The 12,569-nt window shown below is 68.3% G+C and carries 13 protein-coding genes; 7 read left to right on the top strand and 6 right to left on the bottom strand.

Annotated elements, in window-relative coordinates; genetic code table 11:
- Positions 1-378 (bottom strand): lipoyl domain-containing protein (locus AC3XYG_RS06355; RefSeq protein ID WP_489138969.1); only part of this gene is annotated, 378 nt, incomplete at its 3' end.
- Between the two features lies 1 nt (position 379).
- Positions 380-2,485: an alpha-ketoacid dehydrogenase subunit alpha/beta gene (locus AC3XYG_RS06350; RefSeq protein WP_489138968.1), complete on the bottom strand. Its 2,106-nt coding sequence runs from the start codon at positions 2,483-2,485 to the stop codon at positions 380-382.
- 154 nt (positions 2,486-2,639) lie between these two features.
- Between AC3XYG_RS06350 and AC3XYG_RS06345 the strand changes: the two genes are divergently transcribed.
- Positions 2,640-3,113, top strand: a complete 474-nt coding sequence (locus AC3XYG_RS06345; protein WP_489138967.1) for an Lrp/AsnC family transcriptional regulator — start codon at positions 2,640-2,642, stop codon at positions 3,111-3,113.
- A 337-nt stretch (positions 3,114-3,450) separates the two neighbouring features.
- Entirely contained in the window at positions 3,451-4,443 is a 993-nt protein-coding gene (locus AC3XYG_RS06340) for a YihY/virulence factor BrkB family protein (RefSeq protein ID WP_489138966.1), read from the top strand.
- A 4-nt stretch (positions 4,444-4,447) separates the two neighbouring features.
- Here the strand turns inward: AC3XYG_RS06340 and AC3XYG_RS06335 are convergent, their stop codons facing one another.
- From AC3XYG_RS06335 to AC3XYG_RS06325, 3 genes are read right to left on the bottom strand one after another with little or no spacing between them, the layout of a single operon-like run.
- Positions 4,448-5,215 carry a class II aldolase/adducin family protein gene (locus AC3XYG_RS06335; RefSeq protein WP_489138965.1) on the bottom strand — a complete coding sequence of 256 codons (768 nt, stop codon included), beginning with the start codon at positions 5,213-5,215 and terminating at the stop codon, positions 4,448-4,450.
- Positions 5,216-5,232: 17 nt separating this feature from the next.
- The gene (locus tag AC3XYG_RS06330; RefSeq protein ID WP_489138964.1) at positions 5,233-6,894 is read right to left on the bottom strand and encodes a choline dehydrogenase; all 1,662 of its coding nucleotides are present in this window, start codon (positions 6,892-6,894) and stop codon (positions 5,233-5,235) included.
- Between the two features lie 14 nt (positions 6,895-6,908).
- On the bottom strand, positions 6,909-8,051 hold the full coding sequence (locus AC3XYG_RS06325) for an aromatic ring-hydroxylating oxygenase subunit alpha (RefSeq protein ID WP_489138963.1): 1,143 nt from the start codon (positions 8,049-8,051) through the stop codon (positions 6,909-6,911).
- A 158-nt stretch (positions 8,052-8,209) separates the two neighbouring features.
- Between AC3XYG_RS06325 and AC3XYG_RS06320 the strand changes: the two genes are divergently transcribed.
- Both AC3XYG_RS06320 and AC3XYG_RS06315 read left to right on the top strand, forming a co-directional pair.
- The gene (locus tag AC3XYG_RS06320; RefSeq protein WP_489138962.1) at positions 8,210-9,208 is read left to right on the top strand and encodes a GlxA family transcriptional regulator; all 999 of its coding nucleotides are present in this window, start codon (positions 8,210-8,212) and stop codon (positions 9,206-9,208) included.
- A gap of 81 nt (positions 9,209-9,289) precedes the next feature.
- Entirely contained in the window at positions 9,290-9,937 is a 648-nt protein-coding gene (locus AC3XYG_RS06315) for a TetR/AcrR family transcriptional regulator (RefSeq protein WP_489138961.1), read from the top strand.
- 15 nt (positions 9,938-9,952) lie between these two features.
- On the opposite strand, the gene AC3XYG_RS06310 is transcribed toward AC3XYG_RS06315, so the two are convergent.
- Positions 9,953-10,393 (bottom strand): MarR family winged helix-turn-helix transcriptional regulator, encoded by a 441-nt coding sequence (locus AC3XYG_RS06310; RefSeq protein ID WP_489138960.1) that lies wholly within the window; start codon positions 10,391-10,393, stop codon positions 9,953-9,955.
- Between the two features lie 133 nt (positions 10,394-10,526).
- Here AC3XYG_RS06310 and AC3XYG_RS06305 point away from each other — a divergent pair, with 133 nt between their 5' ends.
- The 3 genes from AC3XYG_RS06305 to paaA all read left to right on the top strand — a co-directional run.
- On the top strand, positions 10,527-10,895 hold the full coding sequence (locus tag AC3XYG_RS06305; protein ID WP_489138959.1) for an antibiotic biosynthesis monooxygenase family protein: 369 nt from the start codon (positions 10,527-10,529) through the stop codon (positions 10,893-10,895).
- A gap of 57 nt (positions 10,896-10,952) precedes the next feature.
- Complete coding sequence (gene paaX / locus AC3XYG_RS06300) at positions 10,953-11,819, top strand: phenylacetic acid degradation operon negative regulatory protein PaaX (RefSeq protein ID WP_489138958.1); 867 nt, start codon at positions 10,953-10,955, stop codon at positions 11,817-11,819.
- Positions 11,820-12,000: 181 nt separating this feature from the next.
- Positions 12,001-12,569, top strand: a 569-nt coding sequence (paaA, locus tag AC3XYG_RS06295) for a 1,2-phenylacetyl-CoA epoxidase subunit PaaA (RefSeq protein WP_489138957.1), incomplete at its 3' end; no start/stop codon positions are given.

Raw genomic sequence — 12,569 nt, 5'->3', positions numbered from 1 at the left:
CTCACCGTCCGAGCCGGCGTTTGCGGGGACAGCCTCGTCCATTCGCGCGCGGGCGCGCGCAGACCCCTCCCCCTGCCCCCCTCCCGCAAGGGGAGGGGGGACTGAGAAAGATTGCGCTTCGCCCACTGGCACGATCCGCCCCAGCACGGCGCCCGGCGTCGCATCCTGGTCGGCCGGGATCAGGATTTCGGCCAGCACGCCGGAGCAGGGCGCCGGCACCTCGACCGCGACCTTGTCGGTTTCCAGCTCGACCAGCGGGTCGCCCTCGCGCACGGCATCGCCGACCGCGGCGAACCAGCTGCGCACCGCCGCCTTGGTGCCCTCCTGCTGGATCGGCGCCAGGACATCGGTGCCGGTGATCTCGATCGTGTCGGCCATGTCAGAACCCGACCAACTCGAGGATCCGGTCGCGGATGCGGTCGACCGAGGGCACCGCGGCGTCGAGCAGCGCCGGATTATGCGGGCTGGGAATGTCCGGCATGGTCAGCCGCGCCACCGGGGCGTCGAGGTCCATGAACGCCTCCTCCGCCACCACCGCCGCGATCTCGGCGCCGAAACCGCCGGTGCGAAGATCCTCATGCACGATCAGGCAGCGGCGGGTGCGGGCGATCGAGGCCAGGACGGCCGCGCTGTCCCATGGCATCAGCGTGCGCAGGTCGATCACCTCGACCGACCGGCCGCTGCGGCGCGCCGCCTCCTCCGCCCGTTCGACCATGGCGCCCCAGGTGACGATGGTCAGGTCGCGGCCCGCCATCGTGGTCCGGGCCCGGCCGAAGGGCAACACATAGTCGTCGCCGGGATAGGGCCGGCGGGCCCAGACGGCGTCGAGCATGGCGCGGTGTTCCAGGAACATCACCGGGTCGTCGCCGCGCAAAGCCGCCCGCAGCAGCCCGACCGCGTCCTCGGCGTTGGACGGCACCGCCACCTTCCAACCCGGCGCGTGCACGAACTGCACCTCGTTGGTCTGGCTGTGCCAGGGGTCGCCGCATTTGAAGAATCCGACCGGCATGCGCAGCACCATCGGCGCGGCGAAGCGGTTGTTGGTGCGCCAGCGCAGCGTGCCGCAATCGTTGATCTGCTCCATCGCCGGGTCGGCGTATTTGCGGAACTGGATCTCCGGCACCGGCAGCAGCCCGGCAAGAGCGAGACCGACGGAGCGGCCGACAATGCCCTCCTCCGACAGGCTGGTGTCCATCACCCGGTCGGCGCCGTGCTTCGCCTGCAGCCCCAGGGTGACCGCATGGACGCCGCCCTTCGGCCCGATGTCCTCGCCGAGCACCAGCATGCGCGGATTGGCCGACAGTTCATGGTCCAGGGTGCGGCGGATGGCGGTGACCATGTTGATCCGCGGCCCCTCCGGCTGCGGTGCCTCGTGCCCGGCCGCGGGAACGATGCCCTGGCCGCGCAGGCCGCCCATGATCTGTTTCTGGTCGTCGGAAAAGACGTGACGGGTCACCGTGGCCGCGTCGGCCACCGGCCGGGCCTCGGCCTGCACGCGAGCCGCCTGCACCGAAGCTTCCGCCTCGGCCGCCAGCGCATTCCATTCGGCCGGGTCCAGCACCGCCGGAACCAAAAAATCCTTCAGCTTCGGCAGCGGGTCGCGGGCCCATTCCGCCGCCACCACCGCCTCGGACTTGTAGGTCTGGGTGTCCTGGAAGCTGTGGCCCTCCAGCCGCGGCACCTTGAGCCGCAGCAGGCAGGGGCCGCGGCTGTCGCGGACATGGGCGACGGCGGCATCGACCAGCCGGGCGGCCTCGGCCGGGTCAGTGCCGTCGCCGGCCAGGATGTGCAGGCCGCGGAAGCTGGCGAGGTTGGCGGCGATGTTGCCGCCGGGGGTCTGGAACTGGGACGGCACCGAGATGCCGTAGCCATTGTCCTCGATATAGAACAGCACCGGCAGGTGCTGGGTGGTGGCGATGGTCAGCGCCGACCAGAAGCCGTTGGTGGCGACCGAGGCGTCGCCGCCCAGGGCGACGCCGATGGCGCGGTCGCAGGCCGGATCGTGCAGCACGGTGCGGCCGTATTCGATCGCCTGGGCCCAGCCGGTGGTCGGGGTGTACTGGGTGCCGACACCACCGCACATCGGCAGCGCCGACGGGCCGGAGAGGTTGGGGTGGTTGAACACCACGCCAATGTCGCGGCCGGCGGAATAGCCCTGGTCGCGCGCCATGGACGACCCGAGCGCGTCGGCCAAATCGACGCCGAGGGTCAGCAGGATCGGCCGCGACCGGTAATAGCCGCAGATCGCGTCCTTCGGATCGGTCAGCCGCGTGCCCAGCAGGATCTGCGCCAGGTCGTGGCCGCGGGCGGAAAACTGGTAAAGCACCTTCTTCTGCGGCACCAGCACCGTCTCCTCCAGCGCATCGAGGGCGCGCGAGACGTGCAGCAGATGGGCGACGCGGCGCCAGTCGAAGCCGGGATCCGGCGTGTTCGCCAGCATGACGTGATTGGCGGTGGGACGGGGCTGGAAGGCGAGAGCGGTCACGGTGTCGTCCTTCGAAGGCTTCTGACCCGACGCGCAGGGCGCATCTCCTGGGAAAAGGATGCGCCCGCCTCAGGGAAAAGTTTTGCCGAAGGCGGTTGGGAAACGGGCAATGCTGGGTATATTCTACCTTCAGATGGCCGAATGGAGTGATTTTATGCCTGGAGAGGGCGAAGAGCTGGACCGGTTCGAGCGCGCCATCCTGGCGGCGCTGCAGCGCAATGCCCGGCAGAGCGTGCAGGAGCTAGCCGACGCCATCGGCCTGTCGACCTCGCCGACCTGGCGGCGGCTGAAGGCGCTGGAGGAGCGCGGTGTGATCAAGGACTACGTCGCCCGGGTCGACCCGGCCAAGCTGGGCTTCGGCGAGACCGCCTTCGCCCATGTCACCCTGGCCAAGCATGATGGCGAGCAGATCGCGGCCTTCGAGAAGACCATCGCCGACCGGCCGGAGGTGCTGGAGTTCTATTCGATGACCGGCTCGGCCGACTACATCCTGCGGATCGTGACCCGCAGCCCGCTGGACTATGAGAAGTTCCTGAAGGAGGTGGTGTTCACCAGCCCTGCGGTGCAGCACATCAGCTCGAACTTCGCCCTGCGCGAGATCAAGAACAGCGTGGCGATTCCGGTTTAGAGCGCTGGATCAGGCTTCAAGTTTTATTTTATTGTCATTGCCGGGCTTGACCCGGCAATCCAGGGGCCACCAAGAGCTGTTCTTGAAAGCCCCGGGATCCTCGGGTCAAGCCCGAGGATGACAAGTAAAAATGGCACTGGGCCCCCTCACCCCGAGAGGTCGGCTCCCGTCGCGTCCAGGATGGCCTCGACGTTGCCGACGGAGTCGGCGGCGAACCGGCCGTAGCCGCGCCATTGAGGTTCGGCCCGGCCGCTAGCCAAACATCCATCGGAAGGAACGCCCGGGCGCTCCGTGCCGTTCGGCATGTGAGCTCGAACCGAACCGGTTGGGAAGCCCGATGACCACGCCGCCGCTGACGGAAGACGGGCATGGCCGCGACGCGGAGTCGCCGGTCGAGATTCCACGGCGTGGATGGCAGGACATCCTGTGGCGAGTCTGGACCGAGATCGGCGACGATCGCGTCTTCGCCCTCGCCGCTGGCGTCGCCTACTACGCTCTTCTGGCCCTGTTTCCCGCGATCGGCGTGATCGTGTCGCTCTATGGCTTCCTGGCCGATCCGGTGACCGTCGAGCAGAATATCGGCAACCTCGCCTTCATCCTGCCCAGTGGCGGGTTGCAGCTGATCGGGGACCAGCTGCACCGCATCACCAGCCAGCCCAGCCAGGCCCTGGGCATCGTCTTCTTCACCAGCCTCGCCATCTCGCTGTGGAGTGCGAATGCCGGGGTGAAGGCCTTGTTCGATGCGCTGAACGTCGTCTATGGCGAGACCGAGAAGCGCAGCTTCTTCCGGCTCAACGCCGTCTCGCTGCTGTTCACCCTGCTGGCCCTGGTGTTCGTCGTCCTGGCCCTGGTCGGCGTCATCGTCGTTCCGATCGTCCTGGCCTTCGTCGGTCTGGAATCGGTCGCCGGCACCCTGGTCTGGCTGCTGCGCTGGCCTGCCCTTCTGCTGCTGACGATCGTCGGGCTGTCGCTGCTGTACCGGTTCGGCCCGAGCCGCCGGCATGCCCGCTGGCAATGGATCAGCTGGGGCAGCACGGTCGCGGCCCTGATCTGGATCGGCGGATCGATGCTGTTCTCCTGGTACGTCGCACGGTTCGGCAGCTACGACGCGACCTATGGTTCGCTCGGGGCCGTCGTCGCCTTCCTCACCTGGATCTGGCTGTCGACCGTCGTCTTCCTGATCGGCGCCGAGCTGAACGCGGAAGCCGAGCACCAGACGGCCCGCGACAGCACCGTGGGCGGCGACAAACCGATGGGCCGGCGGGGCGCCGTCATGGCGGATACGCTCGGGAAGACGGCCCCCTGGCACGGCGACGCATCGACGAACTGAACGATCAACTGCGGTACGCCGGCTCCTCCTCGTCCAGGATCTCCTTGACGTTGTCGAGGTGGTCGGCGGCGAAGCTGATGTAGCCGCGCCATTGCTGTTCGGTCAGCCGGGCGACGTCGTCCGGCAGCACACGCAGGGGCTGGCCGGTGCCGTAGCAGGTGATCAGCGTCTCGGCCGCGCGTTCGAAATAGTACAGCTCGTCGAAGGCGTCCGCGACGGTGGCGCCGATCACCAGCACGCCGTGGTTGGCCATCAGCAGTACTGTCTTGCCTTCGGTCATCAGCGCGGCCTGGCGGTCGCCCTCCTCATCCGACAAAGCCATGCCGGCGAAACCGTCATCGACCGCCACCCGGCCGAAGAAGCGGGCCGTGTTCATGTCGATCGGGTGCATCGTGCTGTCGGCCAGGCTGGCCAAAGCGGTGGCGTATTTCGAATGCAGGTGCATGACGCAGCGGGCATGCGGCAGCCGCGCATGCAGCCGGGCGTGCAGGTACCAGGCGGTGGGATCCGGCGCGTCCGGCTTGTCCAGCGTGGTCGGGTCGTGCGCGTCGAGCAGCAGCAGGCTGCCGGCGGTGACCCGCGAGAAGTGCAGCCGGCACGGGTTGATCAGGAAACGCGACCCGTCTTCGGAGACCGCGGCGCTCATGTGGTTGGCGATGGATTCATGCATGCCGAGCCGGGCGAACCAGCGGAAGGCGGCGGCCAGATCCACCCGGGCCTCGGTGTGCGCCGCGGGCACGGGCGCGGCGGCGGTGTGCAGCAATGCCGTCATCGACGGGACCTCCTTGCTCAACGCTGGGCGAGTTCCCAGGCGGGGTGGATCCAGACCGGCGCATCGTCGCGCGCCAGCGGCGTCCGGCCGCGGATCAGGTCGCTGACCTTTTCCGCGATCATGATGGTCGGCGCGTTGGTGTTGCCGCTGACGATCGCCGGCATCACCGAGGCGTCGACCACGCGCAGGCCGGCCACGCCATGGACCCGGCACTGTTCGTTGACCACGGCGCCGACGCCCTGCCCCATGCGGCAGGTGCCGACCGGGTGGTAGCAGGTCTCGATCCCCTGGCGGAGATAGGCGTCGATCTCGTCATCGGTCCGCACATCCGGGCCGGGATAGATCTCGTCGCCGCGATAGGGCGCCAGCGCCGGCTGGGCCAGGATCTCGCGGGTCAGCCGGACGGAGTTGCGCAGGTCGATGCGGTCCTGCGCCTCCTTCAGGTAGTTGAAGCGGATCGCCGGCGGCGCGGCCGGGTCGGCCGAGCGGATCTTCACAGACCCCAGGCTCTGTGGCCGCATCAGGTCGATATGCACCTGGAAGGAATGGCCGCCGACATCCTCGACCGTGCCGGGCTTGATCGCGATCGGCATGAAGGTCAGCTGCAGATCGGGGTGTTCGATCCCCTGCCGGCTGCGGATGAAGCCGCCGGCCTCGAAATGGTTGGACGCCGCCGGCCCGGACTTGCCGGCGAACCAGCGCAGCCCGGTCATCAGCTTGCGGGCGCCGCGATTGACCCCGTACAGCGACACCGGCTGCAGGCTGTGGTGCTGGATGACGATATCAGGGTGGTCGTTCAGGTTGGCGCCGACACCGGGCAGATCGACCTCCGGCCGGATGCCCAGCGCCTTCAGCTCCTGCGCCGCGCCGATGCCGGACAGCTGCAGGATCTGCGGCGAGTTGATCGCCCCGCCGGACAGGATCACCTCGGCCTCGGCCCTGGCCATGTTCACCTGGTCCCGGTGCACATAATCGACGCCGACGGCCCGGCCGCGGTCGAGGACGATGCGACGGACCAGGGCGCCGGTCAGCACGGTGAGGTTCGGACGGTCCCGCGCCGGTGTCAGATAGGCCCGCGCCGCACTCCAGCGCCGGCCGCCGCCGGTGGTGCGGTCGATCCGGCCGAAACCTTCCTGGCGCTCGCCATTGACGTCGTCGGTCAGGCCATAGCCGGCCTGCTGCCCCGCCCGGAGGAAGGCCGCGGTCAGCGGCGAGGCGCCGGGATCCGGCGCGAACACCGACAGCGGCCCGTCGCCGCCATGATAGGCATCGCCGCCCAGGCTGTGCCGCTCCGCCCGCTTGAAATAGGGCAGCACGTCGGCATAGCCCCAGCCGCGCAGCCCGATCTGCGCCCAGGCATCGTAGTCGCGGGCATGGCCGCGAATATAGACCATGCCGTTGATCGAGGACGATCCGCCCAGCACGCGGCCGCGCGGATGGGTCAGCCGGCGGCCGTCGAGATACGGCTCCGGGTCCGACACGTAGTTCCAGTTGAACCGGTCGGAGGACAGCAGGTTGCCGATCGCGGCCGGCATGTGGATCTGCCAGCTGCGGTCGGCCGGGCCGGCCTCGAGCAGCAGCACCCTGACCGCCGGGTCCTCGGTCAGCCGCGCCGCCAGGACGCAGCCGGCCGAGCCGGCACCGACGATGACGTAGTCATATCGCTTGGTGGTGGCCATCGCCGGGGTTCTCGTCAGGCGGCTTCGGGGCGGATCGCCTGGTGGCACAGCCGGTGGAAGTGGCGCACCAGGTGCTCGCTGCGATTGTCCGGCGTCTCGCCGATGATGTAGCGGCCATGGGTGAAGCCCATCGACCGCAGCCCCTTCTGGTTCGAGATGTTGAGCTGGATGTCCTCCGGCCCGAGATCCTGGTTCATCCAGCGGATGCAGGCCTTGGTCACCTCCGGCAGCGCGCGGCCTTCCGGGCCGTAATAGCCGAAGCGCAGGATCGAGGTCTCCGGCCCGGTCGGGATCATGATGAAGGTGCCGACCACGTCGGAATAGGGGAAGGCGTAGATCGTCGCGTTCGGCCACAGCCCGAGGTTGAAGAACCAGTCGGTCTGCCAGGTCGCGCCTTCCAGCGGCACGCCATAGGCCTCGGTGACGTTCTGCTTCGGCGGGCCGATATAGGTCCACCAGTCGCCGCGCGGTGTCAGCTCATAGCCGTCGAAATCGATCAGCTGGGCCAGTTCGCGATGCACCGGGCCGGAATAGGTGAAGTGATAGCCCTCGATCGAATTCTCCTGGATCACTTTCCAGTTGGCCGCCACCGGCACGTCGACCTCCTCGATCAGCACCAGCCGGTCGAGATCGGGCAGGAAGCGCCGGGCCTCGGCCTCGGCGCCCGGCGCCATCTCGGCGATCGGCTGGGCCGCGGGGTCGAGATTGACGAAGACGAAGGAGGCGAAGACCTCGACCCGCACCGGCTTCAGCCCGTGATTGGCCTTGTCGAAATTGGTCAGGCATTCCGTGCGCGGCGCCCCGCGCAGGGCACCGTCGAGGCCATAGGTCCAGGCGTGGTAGCCGCAGGTGATCGCCCGGGCCTTGCTGCGCCGGGTTTCGACCAGGCGGTTGCCGCGGTGCTGGCAGACATTGTGGAAGCCGCGGATCTGGCCGTCGGCCGCCCTCATCACGATCACGCTCTGGTCGAGGACCGTCTCCATCACCACGTCGCCGGTCTCACGGAAATCGTTGAGATGGCCGACCAGGTGCCAGGACTTCAGGAAGATCTTCTCGCGTTCTTCCCGATAGATCGCTTCATCGTAGAAGAACGGGGCGGGGAGGGAAAATCCGGCAGCCTGGTCGGCCGCGCTCCACACGGGTTCGGTGATGCCCATCGTGTTCTCCTTGTCCGGGCCCGGTCTTCGCCGGGGACCCGCTGGCTTGGCGTTGACCGGAGAATGGGTGAAGCCGCGGGACCCGACCTGTCCTATCTCGCTATGCCGATGTCGATTTTTGTCCATCTCGTACAGGCCAGTGGTGGCATGCTGGAGCGATGCACAGGCTGGCCTTCCTGATCCTGCCGGAGTTCTCGGCCCTCGGCCTCGCCGCGGCGATCGAGCCGCTGTTCGTCGCCAACTGGCTGGCGCAGGAGCGGCTGTTCGCCTGGACCGTGGTTTCGGCCGACGGCAAGCCGGTGCGGGCCAGCAACGGCGCCGTCACCCCGGTCGACGGCGATTTGGAGGCCGCGGAGGACTGCCGGACGATCTTCGCCCTGGCCAGCTTCGAATCCTCGACCGCCGCCCGGCACCGGCCGGTGCTGCAGCGGCTGCGCCGCCTCGCCCGCTTCGGCGTCGAGATCGGCGGCATCGAGAACGGCAGCCAGGCCCTGGCCGAGGCCGGGCTGCTGGACGGCCATGTCGCGGCGATCCACTGGGACAACCTGACCGGGTTCCAGGAGCGCTATCCTGCGGTGCGCGCCGTGCCGCAGCTCTATGCCTTTTCCGGCGACCGCATCACCTGCGCCGGCGCCGCGGCGATCCTCGACATGATGGCCGCCTGGATCGGCCGACACGGCGATGCCGGGCTGGCCGGCGAGGTCGCCGAGCACCTGCTGCTCGGCCGAATCCGCGCGCCGGAGACCGAGCAGACCATGCTGGGCGAGGCGGCGCGGCACACCCCCGACCCGGCGGTGGCGCAGGCGCTGGCGATCATGCGTGACAGCATCGACGAGCCCCTGCCCTGCGGCGCGATCGCCGGCCGCGCCGGCCTGTCGCTGCGCCAGCTGGAACGGCGGTTCAAAGCGGAGCTCGGGCGATCGGTGCAAAGCCAGTACACGCTGCTGCGCATGGCCAAGGCGCACCAGCTGCTGCAGCAGACCGAGCTGAGCGTCACCGAGATCGCCTTTTCCTGCGGCTTCCCCTCGCCCGAATACTTCTCGCGCCGCTACCGCGCCCAGTTCGGCTGCCGGCCCAGCGCCGACCGCCGGCAATCCACCACCGCACCAGTGCTGCGCCAAAAGCCGGACCGCCGGCCTGCGGCGAAGATTCATTGACCGACCGATCAGAGAATTCTTGATCTCCACGGCCGATGCTCCGACGCTGGGCCGGGATGAATAGCGAACGGAATGGAGATCATGGCCCGCACCCGCGCCCATGATTACGACGAGAAGCGACAGGCGATCCTGCACCGGACGGCGGAGCTGTTCGCGCGGCACGGCTTCACCGGCGCGTCGATCACCATGATCGCCGAGGCCTGCGGCATGTCGAAGGCCCTGCTGTATCATTATTACCGCGACAAGGAAGCGGTGCTGTTCGACATCCTGTCGGACCATCTGGCGACGCTGATCGCGGCGGTGGAGGAAGCGGCGGCGGAGACGCAGAGCGCCCGCGACCGGCTGCACGCCATCGTCGCCGCCCTGCTCGAATCCTATCGCGACGCCGATGCCGAGCACCAAGTGCAGATCACAAGCCTGAAGCTGCTGCCGGCCGACAAGCAGGAACGGCTGAAGGAGATGGAGCGCACGCTGGTGCGGATCTTCTCAAACGTGCTGGCCCAGGCGGTGCCGCAGGCGGCGCAGGACCGCACGCTGCTGATGCCGTTGACCATGTCGCTGTTCGGCATGCTGAACTGGCACTATCTGTGGTTCCGCGAGGGCAAGGGGCTGAGCCGCGCCGACTACGCCAAACTGGCCACCGAGATGGTGCTGTCCGGCGCCGCGAACGCCGTGGCGGCGGTGCAGCCACCCGGCCGCAAGACCCGCAAGCAGGTCGAGACCGCCTGAACCGGGTGCCGGCGGTCAGGCCGGCTCTTCACCGTCTCCACTTTGCTCCAGTTTGACGCGCAGCGCCGACATGACCCGGCGCGTCGTTTCGATGTCCTCGACCGGAATGCCATCCGCCAGCGCGTTGACCCAGGGCGCCTGCAGGCGCATGGCGGCGTCGAATATCTGCTGCCCCTTGTCCGTCAGCACCACGAGCTGTGCCCGCCGGTGATGCGGGTTGGGCTCGAACGCCACCAGCCCGTCGGCCGCCAGATCGTTGACGATGCGCTGGACGTTCTGCCGGTTGGCCTCCATGTCGCGCGCCAGCCACGCGACCGGCTGCGGCCGGTCTGCCAGGAGGACGGCCGCGAGAATCTGCCAGCGGGCGCTGGTCAGGCCGAGGGGCGCGACCAGCCGGTCGCCCGCGGCGAGCATGCGGCTGTTCAGCCTGAACAGATCGAGGATCAGGTCCGTCACGGCCGTTCCGGCAGGGGTTCGCGTCGGCTCGCTCATTCGTCACCATACGATTTATTTGACATCATGATGTCAATTTACTACGTATCCATGGCACCATATCGACATCATCTAACCATATCGAACGGAGCATGCCATGCCGCAGATACGCCCCCTGGACCCTGCCTTCCCGATCGAGCGGCAGATCGCCATCGACGCCGCCCCCGTCATCCTCGTGAACGTCTTTACGCTCGACCCGGCGGATGAGGAGATTTTCCTCAAGGCCTGGACGGACGATGCGGCGTTCATGAAGCGGCAGCCGGGCTTCATTTCGGCCCAGCTCCACCGTGCCCTCGGCGACAGCCCGACCTATCTCAACCACGCCGTGTGGGAGACGACGGCCGATTTCCGGGCCGCCTTCACCCATCCGGAGTTCCGGGCGAGGCTCTCGGCCTATCCCGCCTCGGCCGTCGCCTCCCCCCATCTGTTCCAGAAGGTCGCCATTCCCGGCATCTGCGTGGCCTAGGCGCCGGGCCGCCCGCCACCATTTGCGCCGAGCGGGATTGCCGCTATTCCTAGCGCCATGCCCCGCACCGCCTTGCGCCGAATCCTGCAGACCCTGAAGACCGAGCCGTCGCGGACCTGGTCGATCATCATCACCGTCTATGGCGATGCCATCGTGCCGCGCGGCGGGTCGCTGTGGCTGGGCACGCTGTCCGCCTTCCTGCATGCGATCGACATCGGCGACGGCGTGGTGCGCACGGCGATGTCGCGGCTGGCGGCCGATGGCTGGCTGGAACGCAGCCGGGTCGGTCGCAACAGCTTCTACCGCCTGGGCGACAAGGGCCGGGAGACGTTCCGGTCGGCGACGCAGCACATCTACAACGCCCATCCGCCGGCCCCAGGGCGCGGCTTCGAACTGGTGCTGTTGGGCACAGGGGTGGAGCGGGATGCGGCGCGGTCAGCGCTGCAGCAGGCCGGCTTCGGCACCGCTGCCCCCGGCGTCTGGGTGGCACCGGCCGGCACGCCGATCCCGCCTGAAGCGGCCGATGCGCTGCGCCTGGACGCCACGGCCGATGCCGAGACCGGCCGCCGGCTGGCGGCACTGAGCTGGAAGCTGGACGAGACCGCCGCCGCCTATCACCGCTTCCGGACGGCGTTCGAGCCACTGCAGGCGGCGCTGGCGACGGGCGGTGCCCTGTCCGACCTGGACAGCTTCATCGCCCGCATCCTGCTGATCCATGACTGGCGCCGCATCATCCTGCGCGACCCGATCCTGCCGGCTGATTTGCTGCCGCCGGACTGGCCCGGCGCCGCCGCCCGCGCCCTGTGCGCCGACCTGTACCACCGGCTGCTGCCGGCCTCCGAACGCTGGCTCGACACCCATGGCCAGACCGAATCCGGCCCCCTGCCCCCGCCCGGCCCGGAGCTGCAGGCCCGGTTCCGGTAAGGACGCTCGGCCCCATCGGCGTAGGTTGGGTTCGCGTTTGCGAACCCAACATCCCGCGACAAGGACCACTGTTGGGTTCGCAAGAGAGCGAACCCAACCTACGATATGTTACGAAAAATATTGACCGCACTTTATTCTGTGACATATGATCTCCTCAAGATCAGGGAGGATGCTGGACGCCATGTACACGCAGGCCCTCAATGCCACCGCCGATACGTCCCCCCGTCCTGTCGAGGACGCAGCCCTCGCCGTCCGCTTCCAGGAGCGGGTCGATGCCGAGGAGCGGATCGAGCCGAATGACTCGATGCCCGAGGCCTATCGCAAGACGCTGACGCGGCAGATCTCCCAGCACGCCCAGTCCGAGATCGTCGGCATGCTGCCCGAGGGCAACTGGATCACCCGTGCCCCGTCGCTGCGGCGCAAGGCGGCGCTGCTGGCCAAGGTGCAGGATGAGTGCGGCCACGGCCTGTATCTCTACGCCGCGGCGGAGACGCTGGGCACGGCGCGGGAGGAGCTGGTCGACCAGCTGCTGTCCGGCCGGGCCAAATACTCCTCGATCTTCAACTACCCGACCCTGACCTGGGCCGATATCGGCGCCATCGGCTGGCTGGTCGACGGCGCCGCGATCATGAACCAGATCCCGCTGTGCCGCTGCTCCTACGGCCCCTATGCCCGCGCCATGATCCGGGTGTGCAAGGAGGAGAGCTTCCACCAGCGCCAGGGCTACGAGATCATGGTCACCCTGGCCCG

The sequence above is a fragment of the Inquilinus sp. genome, from assembly GCF_057815775.1.
Note: the sequence above shows the minus strand (reverse complement) of the source record. Positions and strands in the feature narration are given on the sequence as shown.